Genomic DNA, 16,661 nt, shown 5'->3' on the forward strand with positions numbered 1-16,661 from the left:
TGCGCTTGCCGTTCAGGTAGATGTACTGGATCAGCTACCTTTTCAAGGCCAACAGGCGGCTCACTGCGTTCCGAACTTTCTCCCGGAGCCCTGCTTCATCAAGGTAGAACCCAGGGTTCTCAGTCAGCAGCTGTTGGTCTGCGGTGAACGAGTCCACATCGCCGAAGAGCTCATCGAGCAATTCAAACAGCGGCTCATCCAGCTGCCCCTCGTTCTTGAAGCGATCGAGGTAAGTCCCTTGGAACTCCTCTACTGACATCGCGCCGTTGAGGAACTGCTCAAGCAGCGCCCCGTAGTCAACAAGAGCATTGCTCATCAGCCGCCTCCCAGCTTTCCGGTAGTCAACACGTGCTGGAGCTGCTGCGGGCTCAACTTCCAGCCAGACAAGAAGTTGCCCGAAGAGTCGCGAATGACATTCAGGCCGGTGCTCGGATCGACGTGGTGCGTCACGGAATTCCCGCGGTAAGTCCCTTGGATCGCACGGGTCCCGGCAGCATCAACATGCGACTGAAGCGCCGAACTGAACTCGGATAACGTCTTGTTGTTTGCGTTGCCGCCTACGCCGAAGTCCTTCGCGTGCTTGAAACCGTGTTGGAGCTGCGATCGGGTAAAGCCGAGCCCCTCAGTTGCCCCCTTTGCGACAAGACTAACTTCTGAAGTACCCGACTTCGCAAACACGCCAGCAAGTTTGGCCCCAGCAGGAGCTACGCTACCGCCAACGCCTGTAAACGGCTCATTGCTCGTCGCTGCATGGTGAAAGTCCACCATGAACAATCCAACCGCTGCGAACACCAGCAGAGGGTGTCTGCCATCCGGGTCCACATACTTGTAGGGGTTGTTGTTTGCGTATGCGTACCGGTTGAAGGAATGAACATTTTCTTCCTGAAACTCAACCGGATCGATCCCCATGAACCGCCCCACCACCGGGCTGTAGTACCGCGCCCCCATGTACGACAGCCCGGTGGTGGGATCCAGTTGCTTGCCCGCGTACCACAGCTTGTTGTTGGCACCCGCCGCAGGCGCCTGCAGCCGGTGCCCATAAGGCAGGTAGCTTTCCTTCCAGACCACAGCGCCATTGGCATCTGTCGCCACCGCCGGGCTGCCCAGTACGTCGTTGTGAAAAAACGTGATGCTTGTTGTCTGTGCCCTGGCTTGGGGGAGCAGCACACCCAGGGCCAGCAGCAGGGCCAGCAGCGCGGCAAGGCGCACCCACACGGCGTGGAGCCTGGCGGTCTTTGTTGTCATCGTCATCGTCGTAGTCATTGCGCGGACTCCTTCTGGGCGATGCGCTTGCCGTTCAGGTAGATGTACTGGACTAGCTTGCCGGGCGAGCCCGGGGTGTATTCGGCCAGCAGGTTGCCGTGCACGCTGTGAAACTCATGGGTCTTGATGTTCCCCTGGCTCACCCTGGTGCGCTTTTGGTCTCCGTCGTAGGTGTACTGGATGCTGGTGGCGGGCGTGGCGCAGTTCACACACTTGAGGTTGGGAACGCCGTCGTAGGTGTAGGTTCGCCCGCCTCCGCTGGCGATGTTGCCGAGACCGTCGTAGGAATAGGTTGCAGTAAAAGTGTTGGGAGTGCTGTACACGCTGTTCAAACGATTATTTCCGTCGTAAGAATAAGACAGCTGAAGGCCTGGGGCGTTGTAATCGGTGATATTCCCGGCACCGTTGTACGAAACTCTGCCACTGCCTTGCGGGGTGGAGAAATTGGTCAGCCTGTCCATTTCATCATAGCCAAATGTTCGGCCGTAGACGGGGGCCGTCGAATCGCTGATGGACGTGAGATTGCCAACCGTGTCGTAGCCAAAGGAAGACCGGTTGTAGTAGCTTCCTGATTTGGAAGTAAAAAATGACGAGGGCCACAGTCGAGAGTTCTGGCCATATTCAGAAGAAGTGCCATTGGCATAGGCGATACGCTGAATCTGCCCGGACGGCCAATAACTGGCACTGGTGACATAACCTGTGATAGAGGTTGGCTGCCCAAGATTGTTGACGCCGTAGTAAACCGTCTCACCCGAGCGGGGGTAAACAATGGATGTGAGTTGGTCATTGCCGTTGTACCCGTACTGGGCCGACCAAGATATATCTGAGGTTGCAAGCTCTTCGGTCCGGATGTTGCCGTTGCTGTCGTACGTGAAGCGGCGCGTTGCGTCGGACGTAGTGGTGCTCAGCAAGCGATGCGCGCCATCGTAGGAATGCGTCACCGACGGGGCAGCCCCGTAATAATTGACTGCACTCAATCGATTCAAGCCATCGTAAGAATAGGCAATAGAACCCGTGCCGCTCACGTTTTTGGATGTCATGTTTCCAGCTGCGTCGCGCTCATAGTTGACAACACCCAGTTCAGGGTGTGTGGCTGAAACCATGTATCCGGCAGTGTTGTAAGTGAAGCTTCGGCTTACCCCACCCTGGGCGGCAGATGTGATCAAGTCTTTGTTGTTTCGCGCATAGCTCACGGACGATGCACTGTCGGGCGTAGAAATCCCCATCAAAAACACTTTGTCGGGGTCTCCATAAGCCCTGTAGCTGTAGGTGGTGGAATACCCTCTTTCGTTTCGGATTGTTTTAGATGCACCGCCATAGGTGATGGTTCTAGACGACCCATCAGGATTGGTGACTTGCACCAAGCGGTTCAATACATCATAAGAATAGTTCTTACCTGATCCGCCGTTAGGACTGGATTCAAACGTCGTGCGGCCCAATGGATCGACTGAAAAAGAGGTAACAATACCGCCGCGATTTACGCTAGTCACACGGCCAAAATCGTCGTAGTTGGTGGTTTCTGTCAATCCCCCGCGCGATGCTGTGCGGATGTTGGTGCCATATGTGACCGTCACCCTGTTGCCTGCTGGCGGGTCAATGGATGTAATACGGTTCAAGTCATCGTAACCATAACGATTTGTACGCCCACTGCCATCTGTTTCGGAAGTCACATTGCCCGCATCGTTGACCTGGCGATAAATCGTCACACCTTCGGGTTGGTTTTCGGTCTGTGGCACGCCACGCATGTAGCTGGAATAGCGGTGTGTCAACGACCTTGGAAATGTGACGCTGCTCACGTTGCCATCGGAGTCATATTGGCGGCTGATAGATATTCCGTTTTTAGTCTCGTTGCTCAGGTTACCGTTGCTGTCAAAGCTGCGGCTAATTGATTCACCTGATGAACTTTCGTTCTGGACCTGATTGATAATCCATTTCGTCGTGTTGACATAGTAGCTTCTGGTGGTGCTTTTGCTGCCGCCGTTCGGTCCGGATTCGGTGATGGACCGGGCATTGCCATAGGAGTCGAAATTGCTGAAATCGGTGCGATAGGTGGCACCATCACGGCTAATCAATTTCTGCGTCAGTATGGGCGCGTTGGTCTGCAAGTAGTCGAACTTGGTCACGAAGGCGCCCGGGCGCACATAAGTTTCAGAAGAGATTTGCTGGCCTTGCCAGGTGTATTGCTCCAGCTGTGTGCTACCGATCCTCTTCTCCACCAATAAACCTACCTTCCACACGGTGCCCGGGCCCGCATAGTTGGGACCAATGTGCTTGTAAGTGGTGGTCCCTGCGGGGCTGGTGACGGTAGTTGCATCCAGTGAGCCGGGGCCGCCTGGATCGTAGTTGAACGACCAGCTTCCCCCTGTGCTCAAGGATTTGCTGCTGACCACATTGGAGCGGCTGCCTGGATTTGATTGAGAATCAAAATAGACGAAGGCATAAGAATAATTGATGGTGCCGCCAAAAGGGCTTTTGGCAGACCGCATCAAATAGCTGCCCGCAGAAGACCCATTGTTACCATCGTAGCCATAGGCCCATGTACTCCCATCTGGCCGGGTGACACTGGAGAGTTGGTAGATTCCAGATATTCCAGATGGCTGATAGCTATATTGAAATGTTTTTCCTGCACCAGTAATGCTTCTGATTCTGGCCGATACGGTGCCCGAGTCGTAGTAACTGAATGACACCGATCTTCCATCGCTGGTGGATATGCTGCGAATTTCCTGGCTTGCGCCTGATACATAGCTGATCGTGATGGTATTGCCAGTGCGATCTGTTATTTTTTTGGTATGCCATTCATAGACAGGTGCGGCGGACGATCCAGAGCCGACAGCTTGGGTCATCTCATAGCTGACGCCATCTGGAGATGTCACCACCATCCCATTTCCGCCGGGATAGCACTCTGCCCGCCAGCGCTGGGTGGACAACGCCAGGGGAGATGTTTGGCCTGTAAAAGTCAACAGCTGTCTGCTGCCGTCGGGCAGTTCCAGTGTTGGGTTGTCGGCAACCGTTTGGCTGTTCATGTTGACGCATGGCTGCCCTTCGCGGGCACGCAATATGCGCCCAAAATGCATGCTCCAGCCCCAGCCGGCTGTCGTCTTTGGCTGGCCAGCGTTGGCTGGATTCACATTGCTGCTGTTGTACGACCGAATAATATTTAGATCGAAGCCACCGTTTCCTGGGATGCGGAGATCCACATAGTGCCGTTGCAATGCCCCGGTGAAAGGATCAATATTCTCATTGTGGCTTTGATTGACAAAGTCACGGTTCGGCTGGATTCCCGGTTCCTTGTAAAAATCGGGTATCACCTCTTGAGCATTCACCAGCGCAGAGGCCGAAAGAATAAAAAGCCCAAGCCCTCTCATGAAATATCGCATTTCACCCTCCCTCGGTTAATTGGACACACGTCATCACTCGATTCTCTATAAGAGTCAACGGAGTTGACGACTTTTTCGCAATTTACACCGGAGAACAAGCAGCCACGAAAAGCCCCCACCTTACCCCTGTGCATTCAATTTCATATTGACAAAGCCATATGCTGAATGCAAATCATTCTCAACAAATAATTCAGAATATAAATAACGCTATTCTTTATAACTTGAATAAACTATTCCGATATTGCCAGCGCCGGGCGTTGTTCTACCTGGGTGCGCGAACAGCGGCTGCAGGGCCCGCCACCTTTGTGGCCCGCACAGGGCCGTTCAGGTCCTGAGCGCGCTTCTTACCGGCTGCGCTCGGCCGACACATGCCCCTTGTTCACATACATGGCCTGGTCGGCCCGGCGCAGCAGGTCGGCGGCGTTGGTGCCGTCCTGGGGGTAGAGGGCGGTGCCCACGGCGGCGGACACCCGGACCACGCGCCCTTCGCCCAGGTCGATAGGTTGTTCGATGGCGCTCAGCACGCGCCCCATGGCCACGGTGATTTCGGCGGGGTCGATGACGGCGGTGAGCAGCAGCACGAATTCATCGCCACCAATGCGCGCCGCCGTGTCGTTGGCGCGTACCTGTTCCAGCAGGCGCTGGCCGGTCACGCGCAGCACTTCGTCGCCCATGTCGTGGCCGTACTGGTCGTTGATGGGCTTGAAGCCGTTGAGGTCCATGTAGCACAGCGCGGCCATGCTGCCAGTGCGGTCGCACAGAGCCAGCGCCTGGGCCACACGGTCGGCCAGCAGCAGGCGGTTGGGCAGGCGGGTCAGGCTGTCGTGGAAGGCGATGTGCTCCACCTGCTGCTGGTACTGCTTCATGGCCGTCACGTCCTGCATCAGCCACAGGGATTCGCCATCGGCATTCAGCGCCACGCCATTCACGTCGATCCAGACCTCTTCGCCATTGAGCTTGCGCATGCGGCGCTGCTGGCGGTAGTGCTGGCCCGAGGCCAGGACGGCATAGGCGTCGCGGCCAAAGGCCAGGAAGTCTTCGCGGTCTACATACATTTCTTCGGTGGTGTGGCCCTGCAGCTGGCCGGGGGCATAGCCAAAGATCCGCTCCAGCGCGGGGTTGCGCCACAGGATGACGCGGTCCTTGATCTTGGCAATGCCGATCAGGTCGTTGTGCAGCATGGCCTGCTGCTCCTGGTTGAGGGTGTGCAGCGCCTGCCGCGCCGCATGCAGCTCTGACACGTCGTACATGATGGAGCGGCTCATCACAAACTCGCCCGCCGCATCGCGGATCGCGGTGGCGGACACACTCACCCGGCGCGGTGCGGCTCCTTTGCCCAGCAGGATCAGCTCCAGGGGGCCGATTTTTCCGGTCTCCTGCAAGATGGGGAAAAATTTCGCAAACAGCGCCTGGCCTTCGGCATCAAAAAAGTCGGCCACCCCCAGCTTGCCCACTACCTCCTCGCGGCCCACGCCCAGCCAGGACAGCGTCTGCTGGTTGATATGCACGTACTTGCCGTGGCGGTCGAGCGCGTAGTAGCCGCAGGGGGCTTTGTCGTACAGGTCCTGGAATCGGTCCGAAGCCCGGGCCAGTTCAGCCTCCAGCTGGCGGCGCTCGGTGATGTCGCGGCCCACCGACTGCCATTCCACGAGCTGGCCGTCGTCGTCAAACAGCGCGCGGTTGCTGAACTGGCACCAGCGCTCACGGCCATCGCCTGCAAACACGCGGTTTTCGACCACCACCACCGGGTTGGCGGGTGTCACGGTGGCGAGTTTCTGCGCCACCTGCGGATAGTCGTCGGGGTGCACCACGGGGGCCCACACCCGGCCCAGCAGGTTCTCTCGCTTGAAATTGAACAGCCTGCAGAAAGCGTCGTTCACAAAAGTCAGGCGGTTGCCGCCGTCGAAGCGGCAGATGATTTCGGTCTGGTCTTCCAGGATCGAGAGGTAGCGCTGCTCGCTTTGGTGCAGGGCCTCGGTGCGCTCCTGCACACGGTGTTCCAGATCGGCATTGGCGCGCTCCAGCGCAACGCGCCCGTCAATCAGGCCCTGGGTCATGCTTTGCAGTGCCGAGCGCAGGTGCTGAAACTCCACGGTCTCGGTCTTGAAGTCCACCGCAGCAAACCGCCCGGTGGCCTCGACCTGGCGGGCGGCGTCGGCCAGTTTTTCCACCGGCTGGCTGAAGCGCCGTGCCGCCCAGTAGGCCGCCCCCACCAGCATCACGGTCATCAGCGCCAGCAGCACGGCCACAATGCTGTGCAGCTGGTTGATGGGCTGCAGCGCCAGGTCCAGCGGCTGGCGCGCCACCAGCAGCCAACCCAGGTCGGTGATGGTCTGCGAAGGCACCGGCACCAGGCCGGTGAGGTAGCGCTGGCCCGGCGATTCGCCCCAGGACATCACCTGAAACTGGCCCTGGCTGGGCAGGATGGGCAGCGCAGAGCGCGGCAGCTCGACGGCCCCGGCGGCGTTGAGCACGCCGTCCTTGTTGACCAGCAGCACCTCCATGCCGCTGCGGGCCACCGATGCGGGGCTGGAGCGGCGGATGATGTCCTGCACCCAGGCCCAGTTCACATGGGCCGAGATCACGCCCTTGAAGACCGAGTCCTGCCCGCGCACGGGCGATGTGTAGTCCATGAAGCGCAGCGGCACGCTGCTTCCGGACTCGCGCAGGTGTTTGTCCAGCAGCACGGCGTCGTGGGCGTCGCCGACATAGGGGCCGTTTTTGCCTGCGCCAAACCAGGGCCGTTGCGACACGTTCTGGCCCAGCAGCAGGTTGCCGGTGGCCACCTGCACCACGCCTGCGTCGTCGGTCAGGCCGATCCATGAGTAAAAGGGGTAGGACTGCCGGATCTGCTCCAGGTGCGCCTGCAACTGCGGGCCATACCCGTCCGGCCGGGTGACCATGGGCAGGTGGCTGAGCAGCGATATCTCGCGCTCGCGCTCCAGCATGCCCTGAGACAGCGCCAGCGCAATCGGCTGGCTGGCATTCATCAGCGACTGGCCGCTGAGTTCGGTGAGATGGCGGCTCAGCACCTCGTCAGCCACAAAGCCGATGGCCAGCCCGGTGAGCACGGCCGTGCCCCCAAACAGCAGGGTGAGCCTGGCGCGGGTGGTCTGCAGCCAGTGGGAAACGGGAGGCACCGGGGTCATGAAAACGGCTGCGGCTGCAAGTTCTGTAGCGGCACATTGTGGCACCGGGCCTGGGGGCAAAACCTCGTGAAACCCCTCGTGCAAACCCGTGGCTTTGGAGGAAACAAGGGCACAAACCGAGGCAGGGGCCGCAGCCTGCCCCCCCATCCACAGGGGCTATGCTGCGCCCATGTCCCAACCCGCCGTCAAGACGCTGCTCGTCGTCTACCACTCCGCCACCGGCGGCACCCGCCAGATGGCCGAGGCCGCCTGTGCCGCCGCCCAGGCCGCCGCCCAGGCCGCCGCCCAGGCCGCCGAGCCCACCGTGGCCGTGCGCCTGCTGCACGCTGCAGAGGCCGGGGTGGCCGATGTGCTGGCGGCCGATGGCTATGTGTTTGCCACGCCCGAGAACCTGGCGGCGATCAGCGGGCAGCTCAAGGACTTTTTTGACCGCTGCTACTACGGCGCGCTCGACCAGATCAATGGCCGCCCCTACGCCCTGCTGGTCTGCGCGGGCAGCGACGGGCAGAACGCGGCGCGGCAGATGGCGCGCATCGCCACGGGTTGGCGCCTGAACGCGGTGGCCGAGCCGCTGATCGTGTGCACCCATGCGCAGACGCCCGAGGCCATCCAGGCGCCCAAACACATCGGCGCGGACGACCTGGCGCGCTGCCGGGCGCTGGGCGAGGCCCTGGCGGTGGGGCTGGCGATAGGTATCTTCTAGACCGGCTGGGCCAGCTCCGGCGCCTGGTAAACAAGCACCTTGAGCGCGCGCTCGGGCTCCACGTCGACAAACACGGGCGGGTTGGCCACGCGTTCGACCCACTGCAGTTCAGGCGCAAGCTCGCGCATCTGGTCCTGCAGAAAGTTCACGCCCAGTTCGGGCGCATTCAGGCACAGCAGCGCGTGGCCGCCAGGGGCCAGCAGGTCGGGCAGGCGGCGCATCAACCGCGCGTAGTCTTTGGTGGCGACAAAGCTGCCCTTCTGGTAGCTGGGCGGGTCCACGATGACCAGGCCATAGGGCCCGCTGCGCGTGATCTTGCCCCAGCTGCTGAAGATATCGTGCGGCAAAAACGCCGCGCCAGTGGTGATGCCGTTGAGCTGGTGGTTCTGCTGCCCGATGCCGATGGCGCCATGGCTCATGTCCACGTTGACCACCTGCCTGGCCCCCGCCTGCAGCGCCACCACCGAAAACGCGCAGGTGTAGGCAAACAGGTTGAGCACCTTGAGGCCGTAGCGGTCCTGGCTGCGCGCGGCGGCGTAGTCGCTCACCAAGCGGCGGCCGGCGGCCATGTCGAGGAACAGGCCGTGGTTTTGCCCGCGCAGCACATGCACCCGGTAGCGTGCCCCGGCCTCAGTCACGATGTGCGGGTCTGGCACGGCCCCGGCCATCAGCCGTGTCTCGCTGCGGCCCTCGATGCGCAAAGCCTCGCCCCGGTGCTGGAACACCCAGTTCAGCGGCTCGCCCGCCGGGGCAATCTGCGCCCAGCGGGCCTGCAACGCGGCGCCGATGGTGGCCAGTTCGTCCTCGGTGGCGGGCGCAAAACTGGTCAGCACCCACACGGGCGGGTAGGCATCCAGCACCCACTGCTCCGCCCCCGGGTGCAGCCCGCCCCGGCCATGGAAGACGCGCTGCGCCTCGGTGGGCAGGGGCATGGTGGCGATGGCGTCGAGCAGGGCTTGCATGGAGGGCGGGCGTTGGGTGGTCAGAAAATTCAAGCAAAAAAGGCCGTTACCGCCTTCTGCATATGCCTTGATAGCTACGCATTTTATAGCAGCATCAATGATGGCCGTTGGTACCAAGCCACTGCTTGCGCGTGGTGCGCAGCCGAAAGCGCTGGCGGTAGGCCCCCGGGGTGGTGCCGCTCACGCGGTGGAAGATCTTGCGAAAACTGCCCGTGTCGCTGTAACCGCACTGCTGCGCCACGGCGTCCACGGTGAGGTAGGTGGTCTGCAGCAGCGCCTGGGCCTGGGCGATGCGCAGCCGGTGCAGGTAGTCCTGCGGGCTCTCGCCGTACACCTGGGCAAACCAGCGCAGCAGTGTGCGCGGGCTGGTGGCGGCAGCGCGGGCCGTGGCCTGCAGGCTGTAGGGCTCGTTGCGGTGGTCCTGCAGCCAGCGGCGGGCCTGCTCCAGGCTGCCCGCGCCCATGGGGGCGCCGGTGGGCGTCTCCATGGTGGCGGTGGCCGTGAGCTGGCGCGGCGCATCGAACAGCAGCACATGCGATGCAGCCTGCGCCAGTTCGGCGGCGGGCGTCTGGGCCAGCAGGTCCAGCACCACCGGCAGGGTGTCCTGCGGCGCGGCCGACGTCCAGAGGGGGCCGTCGCGCAGCCAGGGTTTGTCGCGCTGCCACACCACCTCGGCCACGGGTGCGCTGCCCTGCACAGGGCCTGGGGCGCTGGCGCTGGACTGCAGCACGATGGACGGCGCAAACGTCCAGGGCAGCGCCACCTGGCGCCCGGCCAGCAAGCCGCAGTCGGCCAGCAGGCTGGAGCCGTTGAACAGCGCCGCCACCACACCGCCGCTGGCCATATGGGCGCGCAACAGGTCGCCAAAGTGCTGGTGGTGGCGGTGGCTCACCTCGCGCAGCTGGGGCCCGGTGGGTACCAGCCAGCCGGGGACGACGATGGCGTGCAGGCGGCCTTGCAGCGCCCCGCTGTCGGGCACGGGCGGCGGGGTGGCGCCGCCCTCGCCCGGCGCCAGCAGCCAGTGCCAACGCATGGGGGCCTGGGCGCCACCGACCCGCATGGCGGCCAGCATGTTCATGGCACGCAGGGCATCGACCACCGCAGCGGCCGTGCTGGCAATGCTGCCCGGCCCCCAGACGATGCCCACGTTCACCCCCCAGGGCGACGGGGTGGCGGGAGCTTCGGGTTGGTCTCTAGGCATGGTGGCGATATTGCCATTATTTGTGGCCAGACTACCATCGTATCTGGATGTTACCCGGCAGTAGCATGGCGGCGCCAACCACAGCACCTTGCCCGGCCAAGCCCACGGCAGGTACAGCACAACACCTGGAGACACCACACCATGCGACAGCCAACCGGCCTGCCCACGGGCATGACCACCCCCCGTTCCACACGGCCCGCCCTCTCCACCCTGGCCGCCGCCAGCGCCGCCCTCTTTCTGGCGGGCTGCGCTGGCACGGCGCCGGGCCTCCACAGCGCCAGCAGCACCAACCGCAGCGTGACCATCGAGCGCACCACCTTCGGCATCCCGCACATCACCGCGCAAGACCCCGAAACTTTGGCCTACGGCGTGGCCTATGCCTATGCGCAGGACAACGTCTGCATGACGGCCGACCAGCTCGTGACCGCGCGGGGCCAGCGCAGTGCCCACTTTGGCGCCAAGACCATCGGCCTGCTGGGCCGCCGCTACATCCCCAACGAACAGATCGACCTGTTCATGGCCGCCCACATGGACGACACCCTGCTCGCACGCAGCTGGGCCCGCACCAGCGCCCAGGTGCAGAGCATGGCGCGCGGCTACGTGGCGGGCTACAACCGCTACCTGGCCGACAACGCCGCCACCCTGCCCGAGGCCTGCCGAGGCAAACCCTGGCTGCAGCCCATGACACTGGCCGAATACCACCGCATGGCCGAGGTGGTGGCCGTGCAGGCGGGCATTGCCGCGCTGGCCGACGGCATGCTGGGCGCCCAGCCGCCCACCGCGAAGGCCGCCCAGGCCCCCGCCTCCGAGGTGAACCTGGCCGATGCCGCCCAGGCCATGCGCGACCTGGGCCTGCTCGACTCGCCCCTGGGCTCCAACGCCTGGGCCTTTGGCAAGGACGTGACGGCCAACCGCAGCGGCATGCTGCTGGGCAACCCGCATTTCCCCTGGAGCGGCCCCAACCGTTTCTACGAGATGCACCTCACCATCCCCGGCCAGATGGACGTGATGGGCGTGGGCATTGGCACCTACCCCATGGTTTCTATCGGCTTCAACAAGGACGTGGCCTGGTCGCACACCGTGTCTACCGGCAAGCGTTTCACTTTCTACGAAGTGACGCTGGCCGAAGGCGACCCCACCACCTACCTGGTGGACGGCAAACCCGAGAAGATGACGGCCCGCAAGGTCAGCGCCCAGATCCCCGGCGCCGATGGCAAGCTGCAGACGCGCGAGCACACCGTGTGGTCCACCCGCTGGGGCCCGCTGGTGGTGGTGCCCCGCGCGGGCCTGGGCTGGACCGACAAAACCGCCTACGCCCTGCGCGATGCCAACACCGGCAACACCCGCATGATGGACGCGGCCCTGGCCTTTGCGCGCGCCACCTCGGTGGGCGAGATGCACAAGGCCCATGCCGCACTGGGCCTGCCCTGGGTCAACACCCTGGCGGCCGACCGCCACGGCCGCGTGCTGTACACCGACACCAGCGTGGTGCCCGATGTGGATGCCGCCCAGCTGGAACGCTGCGCCCCCAGCAAACCCGCTGCCGCGCTGCGCGGCGCAGCGGGCCTGGTGGTGCTGAACGGCGCACGCGCCGACTGCGCCTGGCGCGAGGACAGCACCTCGCCCGTGCCCGGCCTCATCCCCATCGGCCGCATGCCCGTGGCACTGCGCAGCGACTGGGTGCACAACAGCAACGACAGCTTCGTCTACACCCACCCGGCGCAGAAGTTTGAAGGCATCTCGCCCCTGGTGGGCGACGCCAGCCTGACCCGCCCCCGCACCCGCGCCGGTCTGGCTGAAATCCCCGAGATGCTGGGCCGGGGCAAGGTCACCTTGCAGGCCATGCAGGACCAGCTGTTCCAGAACCGCAACTTCATGGCCCAGGTGGTGGTGCCCGACCTGCTGGCCGCCTGCGACAAAGCCCCCACGGCCGAATCCCGCGACGGCTGCGCGGCCCTGAAAGGCTGGGACCGCCGCAACAACGTCGATGCCCGCGGTGCCCATGTGTTCCGCGAGTTCTGGCGCACCGCGCGCAACATCCCCGGCGTGCACCGCGTGCCCTTCGACCCTGCGCAACCCGTGGCCACCCCGGCGGGCCTGAAGATGGACGACGCCACCACCGCCGCCAAGGTGTGGGAGGCCCTGGACGGCGCCGTCAAGGCCATCCGCACCAGCGGCTACACGCTCGACGCCACCCTGGGCAGCGTGCAACGCCCCGCCATCACCGAAGAAGCGATTGCGCTGCACGGCGGCGAGGAGTTTGAAGGCGTGCTCAACAACCTGGGTCGCCAGGAGCCCGCGCCCATCAACAAGGCGGGCCTGCGCATCGACTACGGCACGAGCTACGTGCAGACCGTGACCTTCGACGCCAAGGGCCCAGTGGCCCAGGCCATCCTGACCTACGGCCAGTCCACCAACCCCACATCGCCCCACGCCAACGACCAGATGCGCGAGTTCTCGGCCAAGCGCTGGCACACCCTGCCCTTCCACCGCGACGACGTGGTGAAGGCCCGCGTGGGCGAGCCGCTGCGGCTGGTGCGGCCTTGAACGGCTCCATGGCCTGGAAATCTGAAGGTTTTTAGGCCGTTACCGCGCGTCCATCATGCCTTGTTAGCTATCAAACCATGAGCAAATGATCCACCCGCTGCCCCGCTGCGGGTGGAATCAGGGTCAGCGCAGCCCCAGCCGCGTGAGCTTCTTGACCAGGCCCACGCGCGAGATGCCCAGCCGGCGGGCGGCTTCGGACTGGTTGCCGCCTGCGGCGGCCAGGGTGTCGCGGACCATGCGGGTTTCCAGCTCGGTCAGGGCGGCATCGAGCGGGCCGGTGCCGGTGGGGGCTGGCGCGGTGTCTGTGCCGGTTGCCGGGGCCTCGGCCGCCATGTCGCCGCTGGCCAGTTGCAGCAGGGGCGCGTCCACATCGCGCTGCGGGGGCATCAGCAGCGCACCGGCGGATTCGACCACGGCTTTCAGCTCGCGCACATTGCCGGGCCAATCGCGCGCCATCAGCCAGGCCAGTGCGTCGGCCGACAGCCGGGCGCTGTTCGCTACGCGGTGCAGAAAGCGCGTGGCCAATAGCGGGATGTCAGCGGGGCGTTCTGCCAGCGACGGGGTGCGCAGCACCACGCCCTTGAGGCGGTAGAACAGGTCTTCGCGGAAAGTGCCTTCGCGCACCATGGCCTCCAGGTCGCGGTGCGTGGCGGCCACCACGCGCACTTCGGCGCGCTTTTGCGCGCGGCCCCCCACGGGCACAAAGGTGCCCTCCTGCAAGAACCGCAGCAGCTTGACCTGCATGGGCGGCGGCATTTCACCCACTTCGTCCAGAAACAGCGTGCCGCCGTGCGCGGCCTCCACCAGGCCCGCCTGGTCGCGGTAGGCGCCGGTGAAACTGCCCTTCATGTGGCCGAACAGCTCGCTCTCCAGCAGCTCGGCCGACAGCGCGCCGCAGTGGATGGCCACAAAGGGCGCGGTGCGGCGGGCGCTGTGGGCATGCAGGGCACGCGCCACCAGCTCTTTGCCCGTGCCCGTGGGGCCCAGCACCAGCACGCTGACGTGGGTGGGCGCCACGCGGCGCACCAGCGCCCGCAGCTGCACCGTGGCCGCCGCCTGGCCCACCAGGCCCATGTCGTCCAGGCCCTGGGCGTCCAGCGCCTGCTCGGCCCGCAGTGCGGCCAGCTCGCCATCCAGGCGGGCCTTTTGCAGCCCGCGCGCCACCACAAAACGCAGCATGTCGGGGTCGATGGGTTTGGTGAGGAAGTCCCAGGCGCCCAGCTCGGTGGCGCGCAGGGCCAGCGCGTGGTCGCCATGGCCGGTCAGCACCACCACGGGCACGGGGGCAAAGCGCGGGATCAGCTCCAGCCCCATCTCGGGGTCCATGTGCGGGGGCATGGCCAGGTCCAGCAAGACCAGCTCGGGGCGGCGCTGGGCAAAGGCGGCCAGGGCCTGGTCGTCATCGCCCGCCAGCGTGACCTCGTGGCCCAGGCTGCGCAAGAAGGCACCGCCCAGGCGCTGGAAGGCGGCTTCGTCGTCCACCAGCAGGACATGGCCGTGGCCTGGCGCGCTGGTGACCTCGGAGTCGCCCACGACGCTCTGCGCAGCAAGGGGGGCGGATGGGTCGTTGAAAGATGGATTCATGGGGCGGGCCAGCGGGGAAAGCTCAGCGTGAAACAGGTGCTCCAGGGCGCACGCTCGGTCAGCGCCACCGTGCCGCCGTGTGCCGCCATGGTGCGGGCCACGATGGCCAGGCCCAGCCCGGTGCCACCGGGGCTGCGCGAGGCAAAGGGCTCAAACAGCCGGTCGCGGATTTCAGCGGGCACGCCGGGGCCTGCGTCGCACACATGCAGCAGCACGGTGGTGTCGGTGGTTTCGGCGTCGATGTGCACATGGCTGTGGGTGCGGGCCGCTGCCGGGGCATCTGCATCGCTGCCGGGTGCGGTGGCCATGCGGGCGTTTTCAAACAGGTTGGTCAGCGCCTGGTCCACACGGCGCGGGTCGGCCTGCAGCCACAGTGGTTGCTCCAGCCCCGGCCCAAAGCTCACATCGGGCAGGCGCATGGCGGCGTTGCGCACCTGGGCCGCCAGATCGATGGTGCTGGGGGCCAGCTTCCAGGGCTTGGCAAAGTCCAGCAGGTCGTGCGTAAGGTGCGCAATGCGAGCCACCTGCTCGGCCACCTCGCGCCGCGTGTCGCCCGGCGCTGCGGCCACCGCCATGGAGATGATGTTCAGCGGGTTGCGAATGTCGTGCGCCACCGTGGCCGCCAGGGCCCCCAACTCGGCCAGGCGGGCCTGCAACTGGCGCTCGCGCTCGCGGGCGGCAAACTGCTGGGCCTGCTCCACGCGCTCTGCTGCCTCGGCCACCACGGTGCCAAACAGCTCGGCCACATGGCGCGGTCCGGGGGGCGCGGCGTCCCAGCCCTGCAACGACACGGCCCAGACCTCGCCCGCGCGGCCACACACCAGCTGCGGCGTGCTGCTGGCGGCGGCGGGGGCCTCGCCAATGTGCACTTCCACCTGCGTGCCGATGCGTGCGCTGAGCAAGGCAGCTGCTTGTTCGGCCAGGGACTGGGTCGTTTCGGCCGACCCCAGCGTGCGGCGCCAGGCGGCCAGGTCGGCAGCAGACACGTCGGCACCCGGGTACACCAGCCGCTCGGCCACCCGCCGCACGGGGCCGTTGAGGGCCAGCACACTGGCTGCCACGGCCAGGCCGCTCAGCCAGCGCGAATCCAGCGGCAGCAAGGGCGTGAGCGCCACCACCACCAGCCCCAGCGCCAGCAGAAGCGCCCACACGAGGGCGCGGCGCGCCCAGGCATTGGCCACAAACACCCCGTAGCGCAGGATGCCGTACACCAGGATCAGCGAATAGAACGGCAGGCCCAGCAGCGGAAACGGGTAGACAGGCAGATCAAGCACCGCAATGCCATAGCCCGCCAGGCACAGCAGGCCCCACAGGCACGACGCGGTGACGGCCGCAATCTGCCGCAACTTCTGCCTATCACCCTGGCGGCGCGCGCGCAGCAAGGCGTGCAGCAGCACCCACACCCCGCCAATGCCCAGGATGACCCAGGCCATGCTGGCCACCATGCCCACCGGGTCGGCCACTGCAAGCCAGCCAATGTCGCGGTGGTGAATCAAATGCCCGGGCACCAGGATGATGGAAACCACGGTGGCACCGCCCCCCAACGCGTAGGCCGCCGCCACGCCCCAGCGCCCCAGGTCCACACGGCAGAAAACGGAGCAGAAGTGAAAGAACAGCGCCGACGTGAAGGGCGCCGTGGCCAGCAGGCGCATGGCCACGGGCTCAGCCTCGGGGCCGATCCAGTTGGGCAGCTCGTTGCCCACCATCCACAGCGAAATGCCGGTCAAAAACGCCGCCAGCAGGCGCGCGCCCGCCACGCGGTCGGCCCAGGCCAGCAACAAGGCGGCCAGCACCAGGGTTTCGAGCACCGAAAACCCGAGGATGGCGTGGATCAGCATGCAAGAACCGATGGGGTGGAAGCGCTGCGCATGGCGG

At 64.7% G+C, this 16,661-nt stretch carries 10 protein-coding genes; 2 read left to right on the forward strand and 8 right to left on the reverse strand.

Annotated elements, in window-relative coordinates; genetic code table 11:
- Positions 1 to 34: 34 nt before the first annotated feature.
- The 4 genes from ACSQ3O_RS13710 to ACSQ3O_RS13725 all read right to left on the reverse strand — a co-directional run bounded on the left by ACSQ3O_RS13710 (position 35) and on the right by ACSQ3O_RS13725 (position 7,789).
- A complete protein-coding gene (locus tag ACSQ3O_RS13710) occupies positions 35 to 316 on the reverse strand; it encodes a colicin immunity domain-containing protein (RefSeq protein ID WP_298450690.1) in 282 nt (93 codons plus the stop codon).
- Positions 316 to 1,263 carry an RHS repeat-associated core domain-containing protein gene (locus tag ACSQ3O_RS13715; RefSeq protein WP_436139285.1) on the reverse strand — a complete coding sequence of 316 codons (948 nt, stop codon included), beginning with the start codon at positions 1,261 to 1,263 and terminating at the stop codon, positions 316 to 318. The genes ACSQ3O_RS13710 and ACSQ3O_RS13715 overlap by 1 nt, the downstream gene beginning before the upstream one ends.
- A complete protein-coding gene (locus tag ACSQ3O_RS13720) occupies positions 1,260 to 4,640 on the reverse strand; it encodes a DUF6531 domain-containing protein (RefSeq protein WP_436139286.1) in 3,381 nt (1,126 codons plus the stop codon). Before ACSQ3O_RS13720 ends, ACSQ3O_RS13715 begins: the two co-directional genes overlap by 4 nt.
- 344 nt (positions 4,641 to 4,984) lie before the next feature.
- The gene (locus ACSQ3O_RS13725) at positions 4,985 to 7,789 is read right to left on the reverse strand and encodes a PAS domain S-box protein (RefSeq protein ID WP_436139287.1); all 2,805 of its coding nucleotides are present in this window, start codon (positions 7,787 to 7,789) and stop codon (positions 4,985 to 4,987) included.
- Between the two features lie 169 nt (positions 7,790 to 7,958).
- Between ACSQ3O_RS13725 and ACSQ3O_RS13730 the strand changes: the two genes are divergently transcribed.
- Entirely contained in the window at positions 7,959 to 8,492 is a 534-nt protein-coding gene (locus ACSQ3O_RS13730) for a flavodoxin family protein (protein WP_436139288.1), read from the forward strand.
- On the opposite strand, the gene ACSQ3O_RS13735 is transcribed toward ACSQ3O_RS13730, so the two are convergent.
- Together ACSQ3O_RS13735 and ACSQ3O_RS13740 are read right to left on the reverse strand one after the other, a co-directional pair.
- Positions 8,489 to 9,454, reverse strand: a complete 966-nt coding sequence (locus tag ACSQ3O_RS13735) for a class I SAM-dependent methyltransferase (RefSeq protein WP_436139289.1) — start codon at positions 9,452 to 9,454, stop codon at positions 8,489 to 8,491. The two genes, ACSQ3O_RS13730 and ACSQ3O_RS13735, sit on opposite strands and share 4 nt — an antisense overlap.
- Positions 9,455 to 9,548: 94 nt before the next feature.
- Entirely contained in the window at positions 9,549 to 10,655 is a 1,107-nt protein-coding gene (locus ACSQ3O_RS13740) for a GlxA family transcriptional regulator (protein ID WP_436139290.1), read from the reverse strand.
- A gap of 141 nt (positions 10,656 to 10,796) precedes the next feature.
- Between ACSQ3O_RS13740 and ACSQ3O_RS13745 the strand changes: the two genes are divergently transcribed.
- Positions 10,797 to 13,202 carry a penicillin acylase family protein gene (locus ACSQ3O_RS13745; protein ID WP_436139291.1) on the forward strand — a complete coding sequence of 802 codons (2,406 nt, stop codon included), beginning with the start codon at positions 10,797 to 10,799 and terminating at the stop codon, positions 13,200 to 13,202.
- A gap of 123 nt (positions 13,203 to 13,325) precedes the next feature.
- Here ACSQ3O_RS13745 and ACSQ3O_RS13750 read toward each other — a convergent pair whose 3' ends face one another.
- The gene (locus ACSQ3O_RS13750) at positions 13,326 to 14,786 is read right to left on the reverse strand and encodes a sigma-54-dependent transcriptional regulator (RefSeq protein WP_436139292.1); all 1,461 of its coding nucleotides are present in this window, start codon (positions 14,784 to 14,786) and stop codon (positions 13,326 to 13,328) included.
- Positions 14,783 to 16,624: an ATP-binding protein gene (locus ACSQ3O_RS13755; RefSeq protein WP_436139293.1), complete on the reverse strand. Its 1,842-nt coding sequence runs from the start codon at positions 16,622 to 16,624 to the stop codon at positions 14,783 to 14,785. Before ACSQ3O_RS13755 ends, ACSQ3O_RS13750 begins: the two co-directional genes overlap by 4 nt.
- Between the last annotated feature and the right edge of the window lie 37 nt (positions 16,625 to 16,661).

Source organism: Acidovorax sp. LjRoot74 (genome assembly GCF_964254355.1).
Classification (GTDB): domain Bacteria; phylum Pseudomonadota; class Gammaproteobacteria; order Burkholderiales; family Burkholderiaceae_C; genus Acidovorax.

Bases quoted from the DNA above. Each gene is read 5' to 3' on its own strand.
- ACSQ3O_RS13750 (WP_436139292.1), bottom strand. From the start codon at position 14,786: ATGAATCCATCTTTCAACGACCCATCCGCCCCCCTTGCTGCGCAGAGC.
- ACSQ3O_RS13720 (WP_436139286.1), bottom strand. From the start codon at position 4,640: ATGCGATATTTCATGAGAGGGCTTGGGCTTTTTATTCTTTCGGCCTCT.
- ACSQ3O_RS13715 (WP_436139285.1), bottom strand. From the start codon at position 1,263: ATGACTACGACGATGACGATGACAACAAAGACCGCCAGGCTCCACGCC.
- ACSQ3O_RS13730 (WP_436139288.1), top strand. From the start codon at position 7,959: ATGTCCCAACCCGCCGTCAAGACGCTGCTCGTCGTCTACCACTCCGCC.
- ACSQ3O_RS13735 (WP_436139289.1), bottom strand. From the start codon at position 9,454: ATGCAAGCCCTGCTCGACGCCATCGCCACCATGCCCCTGCCCACCGAG.
- ACSQ3O_RS13725 (WP_436139287.1), bottom strand. From the start codon at position 7,789: ATGACCCCGGTGCCTCCCGTTTCCCACTGGCTGCAGACCACCCGCGCC.
- ACSQ3O_RS13710 (WP_298450690.1), bottom strand. From the start codon at position 316: ATGAGCAATGCTCTTGTTGACTACGGGGCGCTGCTTGAGCAGTTCCTC.
- ACSQ3O_RS13755 (WP_436139293.1), bottom strand. From the start codon at position 16,624: ATGCTGATCCACGCCATCCTCGGGTTTTCGGTGCTCGAAACCCTGGTG.
- ACSQ3O_RS13740 (WP_436139290.1), bottom strand. From the start codon at position 10,655: ATGCCTAGAGACCAACCCGAAGCTCCCGCCACCCCGTCGCCCTGGGGG.
- ACSQ3O_RS13745 (WP_436139291.1), top strand. From the start codon at position 10,797: ATGCGACAGCCAACCGGCCTGCCCACGGGCATGACCACCCCCCGTTCC.